The organism is Herbaspirillum sp. WTB6 (assembly GCF_057457785.1).
Genome location: NZ_CP176522.1, coordinates 700545 through 716473, shown reverse-complemented (window position 1 = coordinate 716473; position 15929 = coordinate 700545). Strand labels below are relative to the sequence as shown.

Annotated in this window: 14 protein-coding genes and 1 pseudogene; 11 read left to right on the top strand and 4 right to left on the bottom strand. The window is 60.6% G+C overall.

Annotated elements, in window-relative coordinates; translation table 11 throughout:
- Window positions 1-67: 67 nt before the first annotated feature.
- On the bottom strand, window positions 68-1384 hold the full coding sequence (locus tag ACK2VC_RS03300; protein WP_486732169.1) for a PQQ-dependent sugar dehydrogenase: 1317 nt from the start codon (window positions 1382-1384) through the stop codon (window positions 68-70).
- A gap of 375 nt (window positions 1385-1759) precedes the next feature.
- On the opposite strand from ACK2VC_RS03300, the gene ACK2VC_RS03295 reads away from it, so the two are divergent.
- Window positions 1760-2062, top strand: a complete 303-nt coding sequence (locus ACK2VC_RS03295) for a PsiF family protein (RefSeq protein ID WP_486732168.1) — start codon at window positions 1760-1762, stop codon at window positions 2060-2062.
- A gap of 125 nt (window positions 2063-2187) precedes the next feature.
- Here the strand turns inward: ACK2VC_RS03295 and ACK2VC_RS03290 are convergent, their stop codons facing one another.
- Complete coding sequence (locus ACK2VC_RS03290) at window positions 2188-2463, bottom strand: SHOCT domain-containing protein (protein ID WP_486732167.1); 276 nt, start codon at window positions 2461-2463, stop codon at window positions 2188-2190.
- A gap of 279 nt (window positions 2464-2742) precedes the next feature.
- Here ACK2VC_RS03290 and ACK2VC_RS03285 point away from each other — a divergent pair, with 279 nt between their 5' ends.
- Window positions 2743-3438, top strand: coding sequence for a VIT1/CCC1 transporter family protein (locus ACK2VC_RS03285; RefSeq protein ID WP_486732166.1), 696 nt, complete (start codon window positions 2743-2745; stop codon window positions 3436-3438).
- A gap of 63 nt (window positions 3439-3501) precedes the next feature.
- On the opposite strand, the gene ACK2VC_RS03280 is transcribed toward ACK2VC_RS03285, so the two are convergent.
- Window positions 3502-4275, bottom strand: a complete 774-nt coding sequence (locus ACK2VC_RS03280; RefSeq protein WP_486732165.1) for an IclR family transcriptional regulator — start codon at window positions 4273-4275, stop codon at window positions 3502-3504.
- A 328-nt stretch (window positions 4276-4603) separates the two neighbouring features.
- Between ACK2VC_RS03280 and ACK2VC_RS03275 the strand changes: the two genes are divergently transcribed.
- The 7 genes from ACK2VC_RS03275 (at window position 4604) to cnbZ (ending at window position 11853) form a co-directional block, all read left to right on the top strand.
- Window positions 4604-5137, top strand: coding sequence for an ureidoglycolate lyase (locus ACK2VC_RS03275; RefSeq protein WP_486732164.1), 534 nt, complete (start codon window positions 4604-4606; stop codon window positions 5135-5137).
- Window positions 5138-5352: 215 nt separating this feature from the next.
- Window positions 5353-6750: an amidase gene (locus ACK2VC_RS03270; protein ID WP_486732163.1), complete on the top strand. Its 1398-nt coding sequence runs from the start codon at window positions 5353-5355 to the stop codon at window positions 6748-6750.
- Window positions 6751-6784: 34 nt separating this feature from the next.
- Window positions 6785-7780, top strand: coding sequence for a TRAP transporter substrate-binding protein (locus ACK2VC_RS03265; RefSeq protein ID WP_486732162.1), 996 nt, complete (start codon window positions 6785-6787; stop codon window positions 7778-7780).
- A 21-nt stretch (window positions 7781-7801) separates the two neighbouring features.
- Window positions 7802-8311 (top strand): TRAP transporter small permease, encoded by a 510-nt coding sequence (locus ACK2VC_RS03260; RefSeq protein ID WP_486732161.1) that lies wholly within the window; start codon window positions 7802-7804, stop codon window positions 8309-8311.
- Window positions 8312-8323: 12 nt separating this feature from the next.
- Entirely contained in the window at window positions 8324-9598 is a 1275-nt protein-coding gene (locus tag ACK2VC_RS03255; RefSeq protein ID WP_486732160.1) for a TRAP transporter large permease, read from the top strand.
- Between the two features lie 82 nt (window positions 9599-9680).
- Entirely contained in the window at window positions 9681-10970 is a 1290-nt protein-coding gene (locus ACK2VC_RS03250; RefSeq protein ID WP_486732159.1) for a M20 family metallo-hydrolase, read from the top strand.
- Window positions 10971-11097: 127 nt separating this feature from the next.
- On the top strand, window positions 11098-11853 hold the full coding sequence (gene cnbZ, locus ACK2VC_RS03245) for a 2-amino-5-chloromuconate deaminase CnbZ (protein WP_486732158.1): 756 nt from the start codon (window positions 11098-11100) through the stop codon (window positions 11851-11853).
- Window positions 11854-11947: 94 nt separating this feature from the next.
- Here cnbZ and ACK2VC_RS03240 read toward each other — a convergent pair.
- Window positions 11948-12295, bottom strand: a pseudogene (locus ACK2VC_RS03240) (aldo/keto reductase); the annotation flags it as partial.
- 212 nt (window positions 12296-12507) lie between these two features.
- Here ACK2VC_RS03240 and ACK2VC_RS03235 point away from each other — a divergent pair.
- Both ACK2VC_RS03235 and ACK2VC_RS03230 read left to right on the top strand, forming a co-directional pair.
- Window positions 12508-13422: a PhzF family phenazine biosynthesis protein gene (locus tag ACK2VC_RS03235; protein WP_486732157.1), complete on the top strand. Its 915-nt coding sequence runs from the start codon at window positions 12508-12510 to the stop codon at window positions 13420-13422.
- A gap of 634 nt (window positions 13423-14056) precedes the next feature.
- Window positions 14057-15874, top strand: a complete 1818-nt coding sequence (locus ACK2VC_RS03230; protein WP_486732156.1) for an RNA-directed DNA polymerase — start codon at window positions 14057-14059, stop codon at window positions 15872-15874.
- Window positions 15875-15929: the final 55 nt, after the last annotated feature.

Below are 15929 nucleotides of genomic sequence, written 5' to 3'. Positions count from 1 at the left end.
TGCGTGGAATTTGGTGCCCTCTCAAGTAGCCTTGCCGGCCTTTCCCGTGCGCCACCAGGAATGAAGTTCAGGGCGCCGCCGGCGTGACGCGCCAGACCACGTTGCCGACGTCATCGGCCACCAGGAAGGCGCCAGCCTGATCCACCGCGACCCCGACCGGGCGGCCATAGGCGTCGCCGTCCGGACTCAGGAATCCGGTCAAGATATCTTGCGGCTGGCCGGCCGGGCGGCCTGCGGCGAAGGGCACGAAGATCACCTTGTAGCCGCTGCGCGGTTTGCGGTTCCACGAGCCGTGCTGGCCGACGAAGGCGCCGCCGCGGTACTGCCCGGGTAACAGATCCTTGTCATAGATGGTCAGGCCGAGCGAGGCGGTATGCGCCCCCAGCGCGTAATCGGGAATCATGGCGCGCGCCACCAAGTCGGGGCGCGGCGGCACCACCCGGTGATCGACGTGCTGGCCATAGTAGCTGTACGGCCAGCCGTAAAAACCACCGTCCTTGACCGACGTCATGTAGTCCGGCACCAGGTCGCTGCCGATTTCGTCGCGCTCGTTGACGGTGGTCCACAAGGCGCCGGTCTTCGGTTCCCACGCCAGACCGTTGGGGTTGCGCAGGCCGGATGCGAACAGGCGGCTCCTGCCGCTGGCACGGTCGACTTCCAGAATCGCGGCGCGCCCGGTTTCCTTGTCCATGCCGTTCTCGGCCACATTGCTGTTGGAGCCGACCGTCACGTACAAGTGCGCGCCATCCGGGCTGGCGATCAGGTTCTTGGTCCAGTGGTGGTTGATCGGGCCGGCCGGCAAATCGGCCAGCCTGACGCCGGGCGCGGTGATCTCGGTCTGGCCTTCCCGATACGGAAAGCGCAGGATCGCATCGGTATTCGCGACATAAAAATCGTTGCCGACCAAAGCCATGCCAAACGGCGAATTCAGGCCCTTGAGAAACACGAAACGCTCTTTCGCGGCGCCGTTGGCGTCGAGGCCGCGCAGCAAGGTAATCCGGTTGGCCGACGGCGTCGCCGCGCCCGCGCGTTGCATGACATGCTTCATCACGAAGCCGCGAATGCCGCTGGCGTCCTCGGGTTTCGGCGGTGCATTGGTTTCCGCCACCAGGACGTCGCCGTTGGGCAAGGTGTAGAGCCAGCGCGGATGATCCAGGCCGCTGGCGTAGGCGGCAACCGAGAGGCCGGCGGCGGCGGTCGGCCTGCCGCCTGCCGGCCAGCCCTTGGCTGTGGCGATATGGATCGTCGGAATCCAGGTCGGATGCGGCGGCGGCAGCACCGGGTGTGGACCGATTCCTGCCTCGACCGGCAAGGTCGCCATTTCCCCGCAGCCCGGCAGGCTGACCAGCAACGCGCTACAGAGGGTAAGAAGTACTTTTCGCATCAGTTTCTTTATGCGGGGCGGCAGGGCGCCGCCAACCGTTCGCCGCATTGGCCAAGGCAAGCCACGAATGCCTACCTTAAACCAGCCATCGAAAAAAGTTTGACCGATCACAGACACGGTTGTTGCGCTTGCCTGGAATCCATGAACCCGATTTGGCCGCTGTCGCAAGATAAGCCGTTTTTTATGCTCCCGGCTGCGCCACGTCAAACTGCCGTCATATCAGATTGATAGCATGTGTCATGTTCTTCGGAACGCCCCTAGCTTTGAAATAGCTACCACCGGAGCCGGCGGTTGGGAAATATACCGGCACCAATTCAGTCGTTCTACCAGGCTTTTGCTGCACCGCCAGGCGGCAAAAACCGCCGGGAGCCCACCATGAAACAGTTACTTGCACTTGCCGCCTGCGCGTCCTTTCTTCTCTTCAATTCCGCCTTGGCCCAAACCGCGGCGCCCGACGCGGCACCCACCGCCCAGCAGTCGAGAATGACTCAGTGCAACAAGGATGCCGCAGGCATGAAAGGGGAAGAGCGCAAAGCCTTCATGAAAAACTGCCTGTCCGCAAAACCGGCGTCCGCCGGCAATACCCAGCAGAACAAGATGACGCAATGCAATAAGGAGGCTGCCGGCATGAAGGGCGACGAACGCAAGAAATTCATGAGTGAGTGCCTGAAGAAATAGGAATCGCCCGTCTGATCAGACCGCGATGGCGGGCTTTTTTCGTGTGCCGCGCCGATCTTTCCGGCAGCGTCCGCAGGACTGAAAAGCGCGGGTCGAGTCGCCGCGCCTGCGGGTCCTTGTTTCCGCTATTTTTCCAGGAGGTCGTCCCGCTTCTGCAGGTACTCTTCGCGGCTGATGTCGCCGCGCGCATAGGCTTCCTTCAGAAGATCGAGCGCCGACGCCGTCTGCGGTTGCTGCGGTTTGTCTACGCGCTCGCCGGGGCCGCGCGGTTTGGCGAACAGGTATTTCAGCAGTGCAAGAATCACCAACAGCGGCACGCCCCACATCAACAGCATCCACAAGCCGCCGATCAGCATGCCGCCTCCCCCGAACATCCAGCCATGGTCGTATGGGCCGTACATGATGCCTCCCTGGAGCAAAACGCCGGATTCGATCGGATGCAGCGTCAAAATTTTCCCGCGCCACGCAATCAAGCCAACGGTATACCAATCCGATCGCTTCGATTACATTGAAGCCGGGCATGACTCTGCACTCAGCCAGTCGAATATCGGCTCTCTTGGCCCGCTACAATTTGATCATCCACAAGCTTCCAGTGAAATCGGGTGCAAGGCCTGCCTGCGGCAGCCGACTGCTTCCGGATCGGTTGAAGTTCAACATTGGCTTATCAGGAGACTCATGCAATGGTGCACGGACACTTTGAATTTCATAAGGCAGACAGAATCGGCTGGCTGCGAGCGGCGGTGCTGGGCGCCAATGACGGAACCATTTCGGTCGCAAGCCTGGTGGTCGGCGTTGCAGTTTCCGGAGCGTCACAAGGCAGCATTCTGCTTACTGGCATCGCCGGCCTGGTCGCTGGTGCGATGTCGATGGCGGCCGGCGAGTATGTCTCGGTTCAGTCGCAGGCCGATACCGAAAACGCCGATCTGGAAAGGGAAAGGCGGGAACTGGAAGCGCATCCCGAGCGCGAACTCGCGGAACTGACTTCAATTTATGTGAGCCGGGGTCTCGATCAACCGCTGGCGCGGATGGTGGCGGAAAAGCTGATGTCCGGTGATGCGCTTGGAGCGCACGCCCGTGACGAACTCGGTATTACCGAGACTCTGCGGGCGCGGCCGATTCAGGCGTCGCTCGCCTCGGCACTGTCTTTTGTGGTCGGCGCCATTGTTCCAATCGTCACTGTATTGCTGGCGCCGACAGCCTGGGTGACCGAGCTTGCATCCGCGACCGCGCTGGTCACTTTGGCCATTCTGGGCGCAATCGCCGCCTATGTTGGTGGCGCGTCGGTCGCCAGGGGTGCGATCCGTGTGGCTTTCTGGGGAGCACTCGCAATGGGGCTGACCGCCGGCGTCGGCAAGCTGTTTGGTGCGGCGGTGTGAGATACCGGCAGGCGCGGCAGGGTGCCTGCGGATCCCCCCGCGGTCAGGCTCGGCAAGGCAGAGCTACTGACGCAGAAGCCCGGTCAAGTCCCGGGCAGCGTGCTGGAGCAAAGGAAGAATGTCGGCAACGCGCGATTCGACCATGCGCGTACTGATCGCCGCTACCGAAATCGCCGCAATGGGCGTTCCGTTTTCGTTCAGCACAGGAAGTCCCACCGCCGTCACGCCGGGCGCCGCGAAGTTGCCGATCAAGGCGTAGCCGGCAAGACTGGCGCGTCTCCAGTGATCAAGCAATTGCCCGGCGTCGAGGTCTCCATACGCGCTCAGACGGTGTTCGACGGCGTTGATGATTTCCGTCACTTCAGCATAGGGCAGCGTACTGAGCAGCGCGAGGCCACCCGCATTGACGCCCAGCGGCTGGCGTGCGCCGACCGGCACGGCCGGCGTCTGGATCGCATACGTACCTACCGAGCGGGCGATGCAGACGGCATCGTTGGCGCTGCGTATGAATAGAAAGGATGTGTCTCCCGTCGCTTGGGAAAGCGCGCTTAGCACCGGTTGGCAAATATCGCGCAGATTGAACTGATGCGCGGCCGCGAGTCCCAGCTCGAAAACCAGCGCGCCAAGACTATAGCGGCGCGATTTCGGGTCTTGAGTCAGCATTCCTTCCTCAGTCAGCGACTTCAACAGTCGGTGCGCCGTGGGGTGCTCGAGTCCCATTTGTTCGGCAAAGTCGACCAGACGAATGCCGGGGGCAGGGTGGGCGGCAACAAGCTTGAGCGCCCGAATTGCGCGCTTGACAGTCTGCGTGCCAGACGAATTGAGCGATGGATGCATGGCACCCCCTCCTGTAATGTCCATATAGTGGAATGAAATGGAATGAGGTTGACTCGTAGATGCCGCTCAACCTATGATGATTTTACTCTTTGGATAAATAATAATTCCATTATATGGACTAAGTTGCCGCAGTAAGTTGTGCGACAACAAGAATACCAGGCTGACCTTGTTCCCGGTATGGGGCGTGACCTCAGGGTGTAACAGGCGCTCGGCAATGTCCGAGCCGACTGCCGCTCCAATGGGGCAGGTACAGAGCCGATTGATAATCTTCCCGAGATGGCCTGGGTTGGCTGGAACAACAGCAAAGCACGGGCCAGGGGGATAAGTGATGAGGTTTGACATGGACGAGGCGAGCCCTCAAAGGCGGCATGTTTCATGCCAGCCGCTGACTGCGGAAGGCTTTGCCCGCTTCGGTATGCTGATCGACCCGAACGGTGTTGCGCCTGAAATGATCAACGATGGCACGACCAGGCGCTATTCGGATCTGGCGGCGCTGGATTTGAATGCCGATGCCGCCAAGCCGAAGATTGGCGTATATGTGTCGAGCGCCCGCAGCTTTCCGCTGCAAATTGCCAAACTCGAGCGGCACCGGCAATCCAGCCAAGTTTTCGTACCTCTCGGAATGCACCGGTTTGCGCTGGTGGTGGCGCCAGGGGCGGAATCTCCCGAGCTGGACGGCATTGCGGCGTTCGTTACGTCTCCTGGCCAGGGAGTCAGCCTGCATCGCGGAACATGGCACCACAGCTTGATCGCGTTAGGCGAGGGCGACCGCTTCATCGTCATCGATGGCGGAAACTACCGCGTTGATACGCAGGAGCACACGCTGGTCAATCCGCTCTGGCTCGCCAATCCGCTGGAATAGGCCACAGCGCCGACACCTCAACCCCCGAGCGAATCCAGACCACGCCTGAAGCGTGCCCGAGCTACTCGGTACCGGGGTGCCGATCCACACCTGATCCAGATGGTCGAGATCACAGAACAATTATTGTCGATTTGCCGTTAAACCGCCTGTCGCCTCAAGTGCCATACCGCGCACGCTGACAGGCAAGGGTTTGCCGGCTCAAGGGAGAATCACTGATGAGCACAGCATATGTATCCATGGCGAACTACGCCCGTCGCCTACGGGAGCGCAAGCTCGCCGCCGTCGAGTTGATCGAGGAATGCGAGGCGCGTTTTCAGCGTCATGAGCCGAAGTTCAATGCCTACAAGACCTGGAACGGCGCAGGCGCGCGGGCGCAGGCACAGGCGGCCGACCTGTTGCTGGATCAGGGCCAGGATCTGGGCCCCCTGATGGGTCTTCCTGTGTCCGTCAAGGATTTATACGGTGTGCCGGGATTGCCGGTGTTCGCCGGTTCGGATACCGAATTGCCCGAGGCTTATCGGCAAGCGGGGCCGGTCGTCCAGGAGGTGATGCGCCAGATCGGCGCCATCGTCGGCAAGACGCATACGGTCGAGTTTGCCTTTGGCGGCCTGGGTGTCAATGCGCACTGGGGGACGCCGTTCAACCCCTGGTCGGCGGAAGGCGCTCGCGTGCCTGGCGGCTCCAGTTCCGGCGCGGGGGTGTCGCTGGCGCAGGGCAGCGCGCTGCTCGCATTGGGAACGGACACCGCCGGCTCGGTCCGGATTCCGGCTTCGCTGACCGGGCAGGTCGCACTCAAGACGACCTACGGGCGCTGGTCGAATCAGGGGATCGTTCCGCTATCGTCGTCCCTCGATACCCCGGGGCTGTTGTGCCGCACGGTGGAGGATCTGGTGTACAGCTTCTCGGCGATCGATCCTGCATTGAGTGCGCATGCGGCACCGGTGGTCGAGCCTGAGTCCTTGTCCGGTTTGCGCATTGGGGTTCCAGATAATTTCTTTTGGAGCGATGCCGACCCCTCCATCGTGGCATCGATTGAAAATGCCATCGGCAGCCTCTCTCGTGCCGGCGCGAAAGTCACACGGCTGTCCCTGCCCCTGTGCGACGAGGTGTATGACATCTTCTGCAAGGGCGGTCTGGCGGCATCGGAACTCGCTGCTTACATGCAGATGAACTTTCCCGAGAAAATCGCGCGTCTCGATCCGGTGGTGCGCGCGCGCGTCGAAGGAGCCGACCAGGTGTCGTCGGTGGAATACCTGCGGCGCAAGGCGGTCCTACAGCAAAGCGGCCTGCGCGCGGCGGCGGTATTCGCTGGCGTCGATGTGCTGCTGACGCCCACCGTCCCGATCTCGCCGCCGCTGCTTGCCGACATCGGCGAGATGGCCGCCTACGGCCGGGCGAATCTGCTCACCTTGCGCAACACCTCGATCGTCAACCTGTTTGGCTGGTGCGCGCTCAGCATGCCGGTCGGCCTCGACGCCAACGGCATGCCGGTGGGCATGCAACTGATTGCACCGCCGATGCACGAGCCGCGTCTGCTCGGCATGGCGGCGGCGATGGAAAGGCATCTCGGCAACGGGATCCAACTTCTCGGATCGGCGCCGCACACGCGCTGATCAGTTTTTCACCCTAGTCAACCAAGGAGACTACATGTTTAAAAATAGCTGGAAACATATCGCGCTGGCATCGGTGTTCGGCGTCTTGAGCGCCGGTGCGGCCAACGCGGCCGATTTCAACTTCACGTTTGCGCACGTTCTGACCGAGAACACGCCGAACGCCAAGGCAGCGATCAAGTTCAAGGAGGAAGTCGAGCGCAATTCCAAGGGACGGATCCAGATCAATATCCGCCCGGCGGCTCAGCTTGGCGGCGACGTCGAGATCATCGAGCAGACGCAGATGAATGTGGTGCAGATTGCGATTCCTCCAACCGGCAATCTGGCGAACTTCGAGCAGAAGATGTACCTGTTTGACCTGCCATTCCTGATGACCGACATGAACGCGGTCAAGCGCGTGCTCGACGGCGCGGTAGGCCGGCAGTTGCTGGAGTCGCTCGACAAGAGCAACCTGTACGGCGTCAACTACTGGGGCGCGGGCTTTCGCCACATGACGAACAACGTCCGTCCGATCACCGGCCCGGATAGCCTGAAGAACATCAAGATGCGCACGCTGCAGGCGCCGGCAATTCTCGCCACCTACCGTGCCTATGGCGCCAACCCGACCGCGATGGCGTATACCGAGGTGTACAACGGTCTCCAGCAGGGCGTGGTCGAAGGACAGGAAAACCCGTTCGCCAATATTGCTTCGATGCGCTTCTATGAAGTACAGAAGTACATGACGCTGACCGGCCACACCTACCACACCTACGCCGCCGTGATGAATAAAAAGGCATGGCAGTCGCTGCCTCCCGATCTGCAGAAGGTCGTGCGCGCCGCCTTTGATACCGGCCGCGATTACGCGCGCCAGCTGACCGACGAAGAGGACGTCCGCATTCGCAAGGAGATCCAGAGCAAGATCCAGATCCAGGAGCTGACGCCCGAGGGTCGTGCCGCGTTCATCGAGAAATCCAAGCCGATCTACAAGGAATTCGAGAAGCGCATCACGCCGGAAGTACTGGAAAGCGCCATGAAGGCGGCCGCAGGCAAATAAGCCGTTGCCTGGGGGACTGACATGATTGAAGCACTCAACAAGATCGTCGACCGTATCGAGAACGTGCTGGTGGTGGTACTGATCTTTATCGCCACCAGTGTCGCCATCATCCAGGTGGTGGCACGGTACGTATTCAACAACTCGCTGTACTGGTCGGAAGAGCTGATCCTGTATTCGCTGATCTCGATGAGCTTTCTCGCCGCGAGCATGGGAGTGCGGCACTCGGCTCACATCTCCGTCGAGGCGGTGTACGCCTTCGTCGGTCCCCGCGCGGCCCGCAATTTGAAATACGTCGCTGCCAGTCTCGGCGTGGTATTTGCGGGCACGCTGATCTATTACGGATCGAGGCTGTACCTGAACACATCCGACATGGGGCAGCTTTCCCCGGCGATGCAGATACCGGTGGCATACATCTATCTGATCATTCCGGTTGCCGGCGTGTTCATGGTGATCCGCTACCTTTCGGTGTTCAGTAATCTTGCGCGCGGAATTGAGAGCAGTTCTTCCGTTGCGAACATTAGCGTGACTTAAAAAGAGAATTTGATGGTATCCGCTCTCGTTCCTATTTTTTTCAGCCTTCTGCTGTTCGGCTTGCCGATTTTCGCCTCGCTGGCGCTCGCGGTCACCGCGGCGCTGCATTTTTTCGGAGGCGTTGATCCGCTGGTCGTGCCGATGCGCATGTTCTCCGGCATGAACAACTTCTCCCTGATGTCGATTCCGTTTTTCATTCTGGCGGCGGAATTGATGCGCATCGGCGGCTTGTCCGACCGCCTGATCGAATTGGCCAAGGCGCTGATCGGCTGGCTGCCGGGCGGCCTGGCCGCCGCCACGGTCCTCGCCTGCCTGTTCTTCGGGTCGATTTCCGGCTCCAGTCCGGCCACCGTGATCGCGATCGGCACGATCATGTATCCGGCCATGGTCGCCGCCGGTTACGACAAATACTTTTCGATCGGCCTGATCGCCACGGCCGGAACGCTGGGTCCGATCGTGCCGCCCAGCATTGCACTCATCATCTACGGCTCGGTCACCGGCACCTCGGTCGGCAAGCTGTTTGCTGCGGGCCTGCTGCCGGCGCTGCTGATTGGCGGGCTTCTGATCGCCTACAGTTGCTGGTATTCGATACGGCGCAACTATCCGCGCGATCCTTTTCCCACGTTCAAGTCGATCTTTCACGCGTTCAAGCGCTCGGCCTGGGGCCTGGGCTTGCCGGTGATTCTATTGGGCGGCATCTATAGCGGCGTGTTCACTCCGACCGAATCGGCCGCATCCGCTTGCCTGTATGGCTGGATCGTCGGCGCGCTGGTATATCGCAGCATCAGCATGCGGGATTGCCTGGAGATTCTGCGCAACACCGGCCTGCTGTCCGGCACGCTGCTGCTGATCACCGCGGGCGCCTCGGCATTTTCCTGGATTCTGGCCAGCACCGGCGCCCCCACGCAGCTTGCGACCCAGGTGCTTTCCGGCACTGATTCCCCGGTCGTGATTATGTTGCTGTTCAACCTCATCATGCTGGTGGCGGGATGTTTTCTCGACAGTGCTTCGGCGATCATCATCCTGTCGCCGCTGATGCAGCCGATTGCCGCCCAGGTTGGCGTGGATGCGATTCACTTCGGCATCATCACCCTGGTCAACCTGTCGGTTGGCATGCTGACGCCGCCGGTCGGCCTGAATCTGTTTGTTGCCATGGGCGTGGCCAAGATGACGCTGTACGAAGTGTTCCGGGCTTCGCTGCCGATGATCGGCCTCATGCTGGTGGCACTGGTGATCGTCACTTATGTGCCGGCGTTGAGCATGCTGATGCCGAACCTGCTGTTTTGAGGCGGAACGACATGGCATTGCTGATCAGGCGAATCTGTCGCCAAGCGTATCTCATGCCTGCGCTGACGGCGGGGGCTGTAGCATGAAGCAGCCTGTCCTGCGCTCGACCGGGGGCATGCATGACGACGCGCGGGCCGCGATGGCGCAGGTCAAGCCCGAGCGCCTGATCGGCATGCAGCGCGACCTGGCGACGTTCGGCGCGCTGGGCGGCGGCGCCATTGCGCGCGAGGCCTTGACCGCCGCCGATCTCGATGCCCGCAGCTCGCTGCGCAGCCGCTTTAGCGCTGCGCATTACCGTTGGCTGGTCGACGATGCGGCCAATCTCTTTCTGCGGCGCGCCGGAGACGACGAGAGCCTGGCGCCGGTGATGACCGGCAGCCATATCGACACCCAGCCGATAGGCGGCTGGCTCGACGGCGCGTACGGCATCATCGCCGGGCTGGAAGTGATGCTCGCATTGGATGACGCGGGCATCCGCACCCGCAGGCCGCTTGAAGTCGCTGTCTGGACCAATGAGGAAGGATCGCGATTCAAGCCCGGCGCCATGGGTTCCAGCGCGTTTGCCGAGCCGTCCCGGTTGTCCGGTTTTCTCCAGGCGCGCGACAGCGCAGGCATCAGTTTTGAAGCCGCGCGCGATGCCGCGCTGCAGGCAGCATCCCATGCCACGCGAGTTGCGCTCGGGCGCCCGGTGCATGCCTATCTGGAAGCGCATATCGAGCAGGGTCCGGTGCTGGAGGCCGGCGGCCATACGCTGGGCGTGGTCACGGGAATACAGGGCGTACGCTGGTTCGAGATCACCGTTCACGGCAGCAGCGCGCATGCCGGCACCACGCCGCATGCCGCGCGGCAGGACGCGCTGATGACGGCCGCGCGCCTTGTTACCCAAATCGGCGAGGTGGTTGAGCGCCGCGCCGATGAGGCACTGCGCGTCACCGTCGGCCGTTTCGAAGTGGCTCCAGGCTCGATCAACACCATTGCGAACCGGGTCCTGTTCACGATCGACCTGCGCCATCCGGATGAAGCCGTGCTCGAGCAACTTGAAACCGCGTTCCAGTCCATCGTCGAGACGGGCGCCGGAAAATGCCGCTGCGACATGCGCAACCTGATGCGGCGCGCTCCCACCGTTTTCGATCCTCAAGTGCTGGCGGGGCTCGACGCCGCGGTGCGCGAGTGCGGCGTGCCGTCCAGCCGCCTGGGGTCGGGCGCCTTCCACGATGCGATGTACTTGGCCGACGTTTGTCCCACCGCCATGCTGTTTGTCCCCAGCCTTGGCGGCATCAGCCACAATCCCGCCGAAGATACCGCTGAAGCGGATCTGGTTCACGGCGCCCGCGCGCTTGCTGGTGCACTCACCGCACTTGCCATCGCATGAATCCCGGTGGACGGAATGAAACGCAGGCATCGACCGTGAAGCTGCACCGCGCAAGTGCGATCTCGCCGGCTGAATTGCCAGTCCGCCCATCCCAGCAATTATTCGAACTGTCATAAGGAAACTCATCATGTCCAGCGCTCAGGTTTTTGCCGCAGGCAACTATCGATTCGTCCCTGCCGTCTTTCAATACTCGGGAGGCGTTGCCGCCGAACCCGGATACCGCATCGAGCGGGTCCAGTTCAGCAAGCCGGTTCCGCTGAATGAGGGTTTTCGTCGCATCGAGGCAATTCTGCGCGCCGCCGGACGTCCCTTGACGGCATTTTGCGCTTGCGAATTGCGCTCCCCCGCGCCGTTTGATGAAGCGGGTTTTGAGGCCTTCAACCGGATCTATACCGGCACCCTTGCGCGCTGGGATATTTTTGACGGAACCAGCAACCCGGTGGCGCGCAGCAACGTCTGTCCCGCGCTGAATCCGCCGGGCGATCCCAGCCTCCACGCATTCTCGTACACGGTCCCGGAGCAGGATGCAAAGCCTTCGTTCGTGATCGCGGGAAGTGCCGAAGCGCCAGAAGGCAAGGGCAACTACCAGGACCACATCATCCGTCGCGGAGACCTGTCGGTGGCGGGCTTGCGCGCCAAGGCCGCGTGGGTACTGGGTGAAATGGAAAGACGCATGGCCGTGCTCGGATTCGACTGGTCGGATACGACAGCCGCGCAGCTTTATACCGTGCACGACATTCATCCATTCATCGCCGAGGAACTCGGCGCCCGGGGCGCCATGCACGCCGGCCTGACCTGGCATTTCACGCGACCGCCGGTAGCTGAAATGGAATATGAGATGGACTGCCGCGGTGTCTATTTTGAAAAGGTGCAGCGGGTCTGACGCCGCCCGTTCGACTATTGGCGCGGCGCCCCGGGAATCCACGAGCTGCGCTAAACCTGTATCAGTGTTTTAAGCGCCAAGTCGGGTTGCCCGTTCAAATCATGGCAAGCGGTTGCGGCCCGTCCGGCAATGGAAACGCCTGATCCAGTTGCGCCAGATCTTCCGGCGTCAATTTCAGATCTAGCGCGGCGCGGTTTTGCTGCACATGGCCCAGCGTCGCCGCCTTGGGAATCGCGATCACGCCCGGCTGGCGCAGCACCCACGCCAGGGCTACTTGCGCCGCCGTCACGCCATGCCTGGCGGCGATCCGCGCCAGTTCCGGCGACTCGGCCAATCGCCCTTGTCCGATCGGTGAATACGCCATCAGCGGCAGGCCGTGCGCCTACGCTTGTGGCAACAGATCGACTTCGATGCCGCGCCGTGCCAGATTGTACAAGACCTGACGTCCCGGCGCAGAACGGGAAAGTAGTTTGAGGTAACGAGCGAAGCCTCGTGTTCCTGATTTTATTGATTATGTGGCGTCTTCGCCTGCGCTGCCGATCGATCTTCACGGAGTTTCCTGACAAGAAAGCTATGCTTTAATCGACGCTGGCGGCATCGGTCGGCCGACTCTTGCTGCGAGACGAATTACTGCAAACTATCTGAGAAAAAATCATGCCCTATCTGCGCTACCGCCTACTCAACGTATTTGCCGAAACTCCCTTCGGCGGCAACCCTTTGGCCGTGATCGAAGACGGCAGCAGCTTGTCCGACACCGACATGCAGCGCGTAGCCCGTCAATTCAATTTATCGGAAACCACCTTCCTGCTGCCATCCGCGCGCGCCGTCGCCCGAGTCCGCATCTTCACCCCGAGCTATGAAATGCCGTTCGCCGGTCATCCGACCCTGGGTTCGGCGCAAGTCGTGCGCGAAATGTTTGGTGCCGGTGACGACTTCGAGCTGGAGATGCAGGCGGGGCTGATCCCGGTGCGGGCCGAGGGCGAGCGCTGGACCTTATCGGCGAATCCGCCCACCTATCGGCCGATGACGGCCACGCCGGCCGAACTGGCCGCCATGCTGAACCTGCCCGAGGAAGCCATCGCCGGCCCGGCCATGTGGGTGAATTGCGGCACAGAACAACCGATGATTCCGCTTGCCAGCGTCGAATACGTGCATGCCTGCCGGCCGAATCCTGCGCTGGTAGCGCAATTCAGCACGAACTGCGCGGGTCAGGCGAAGGCCTATGTGTTCGCCCGCACCCCGGAGGGCTTCGAAGCGCGCTATTTCTGGATGGCTGACGGAACCAGCCTCAGTGAAGACCCCGGCACCGGCTCCGCCTGCGCCAATCTGGGCGGATGGTGGCTGGCGACCGAGGGCGAAAAACCACTTAGCGCCCGAGTCAGCCAAGGCACGGCGATCAATCGCCCAAATCTGCTGACCTTGGAAGTGCAGGACCGCCAAATCCGTGTCGGCGGCCGAGTGGTGGAACTTGGGGGCTGGAGAACTGCACTGGTGATCCAGGCAAGCTCGAACAGGCACCACACGCTGATGTCACCTTGCGTGGTGCGCCATGGCCATCGATTGAATTGATATGTGGTGCACGCGTTCTGGAAAGACGGGAATGCCAGAGTGCGCTGGTGTCGGACATGCTGAATGGTCGCGGTGCGACTATTTGGGGAGGGTTGAGTGTTCTTCGAATGTCCGCTTCAGACCGGCCCTTGCCAGCACCTGACGCATTCACGGTTACAGGCTCATTTTGGTTGTTCGGGCGACAAGGACTTCCCGCTACCGACAATCATTCTCAAGGTCGTAGCGCGGGCGTGCGATTCCATCGCGCATGACTTTCACATCTAGTAATATTCGTTGCTGCTGGTAGCGGGCGAGAACAAGAACCGCCTTAACCGACTGAGCGGCCACTTTGATGATGGAAGGTGGCGACGCTGCAATTCTGCCTCGAACTTTCCCTGAGGATGCTGAAACTATGCCGTTTCCAAAGATCGCAGCACGATTGGAGAACCTGCAGCGGGCATGGCAATGGATTCGGTCGAATCCGGACCGCACCTACAAGTCTCACTTCAGGGAGCTTTAGTCGGCCTACGCGACCGCCGATGGGGCGCTGCTTAAGCATCTGAAGAGCCGGCTAGATCGAAGCATATTCGATCCATCCGACGCGTGCAAACTGTTCCTGCCAAAGCCTTCGGGCATTCTTCGTCCGTACACACTGTTGGGCATTGAGGACCAAATCGTCTATCAGGCGATGGCCAACGTCGTTGCTGAACGACTCAGCCCCCGAGTCAGGGGCAAATACAACCGCCAAGTGTTCGGACACCAGTACGCAGGCGCCTCCAGTCTATGGTTCTATCGAAAATGGACAGAGGGCTATAGGACTTTCAACAAGTCTGCTGAAAGCGTGTTCGCAAGGGGCTTTGTCTGGACTGCAAGCTTCGACCTGACGGCGTTCTACGACAGCATTGATCACAACGTGCTGCGTCATATGCTCAGTGGGATTGGCTTGGATCATGACTTCTGCATGGAGCTGACACGACTTTTAAACAAGTGGACAGCCACGACGACACAGATATACCACGACCACGGAATCCCGCAGGGACCATTGAGCTCGGGCTTGATCTCCGAGGCGGTACTCAAGCACTTCGATGACAACTTTCACACCCGTTTCGATGTCAAGTACTTCCGGTACGTTGATGACATCCGCCTCTTCGCAAAAAGTGAAGATCACCTTCGGCACGCGCTGGTTTCGTTGGATCGGCTGAGTAAAGACGTAGGCTTGTTTCCTCAGTCGGGCAAGATCGATATCCACCGGGTGACGAATATTGGGGACGAGTTGAAGTCTGTCAGCTCACCAGTAGAGACCGTGTTGACCGGTCCAGTGCCTGACCAGCCCGGCATCCGGCGAAGGCTCGCCGAGCTAGCTTCGCGCGAAGGCGGTTACCGGGTGACAGACTCAACGCGTTTCAAATTTTTGCTTGCTAAGGCCGATCCGTCCCTGCGCATTCTTGACCGACTCTGGCGAGTCTTTGAACACGCGCCGCACTACTACCCACAGGTTTCCGCGTACCTCCAGAAGTTTTCTGCGCTGCCCGATAAGCATGGCGACCGCCTACTGTTTCATATCCAGACGCAGGATCTCTATCCCGCGATCAGAGCCAGCCTGGTCACGGCCGCCGATGATCGGCTTTCGGCAGCACGCACCAAATGTCTGCGCACTTCGCTAAAAAGGCTCTGGGCGCCACGTACAAGCACGCCCGAATTGACGGTCGCCTTGTGGAACGCGCTCCATCACCTGTCGCACCTGACCGAGCGCCAGACTGACTATGCACTGCTGTATTCCCGAGCGCCTTGGCTACGGACACGGCTGCATTTCGGCATGCCGTGGTTTGAGATTTCCGAAAGTCGGCGAGAACGGCTCCTGAACGCATCGATGCGAAGCAGAGATGCCGATGTGGCGCTTGCGGCGGCGTGGCTTGCTGCTCTGTTGGACTGCAAGATTCAAAAGCCAACCCGCGACATTCATGCACTGGCCAAAATCGTGCTGCGAGAGAACGGCAAGCTTAAGCGAGCCGGCGCCAAGGTCTGTGGCATACAACAGGCGGTGCTCGAAATGACCGGTGTCGCCAGTGAAGTGAACTGGCGAAAATTCTTTGGAAATAACTATCGTCACGCCGAGTCAAAAATCGTCGCTTGTAAGGGCTATTTCAAGACGAATCCGACTGCCTGGGTGAGCATGCTCGATGTTTTTAACGATCTTTTCGTCGACGACCTGTTCAAGCGTGACGGAACAATAGGAGCTCGCAACCTTGGCAACTTTGGCGGGGTGATTGGAAACAAGGCCTTCATGGCCAAGTTCCCAAAAACATATGCCTATGTGCAGGCCGTTCACGCGAAGCGTGGCGAAAGCGAGCTTTCTCACCCAATCGTAAAGACAACCAAAGCTCCCACTGGGCGCATTCCGTTCAAATGGCTAAGAACTGGCCGAAATCTCATGACCGCAGCCCTGGCTGAAGTAAAGGCTGCAGGATATTAATGGAATATACCGATGGAGCTAAGCCTGATACGGATCGGTAAGTACGGCGAGCATG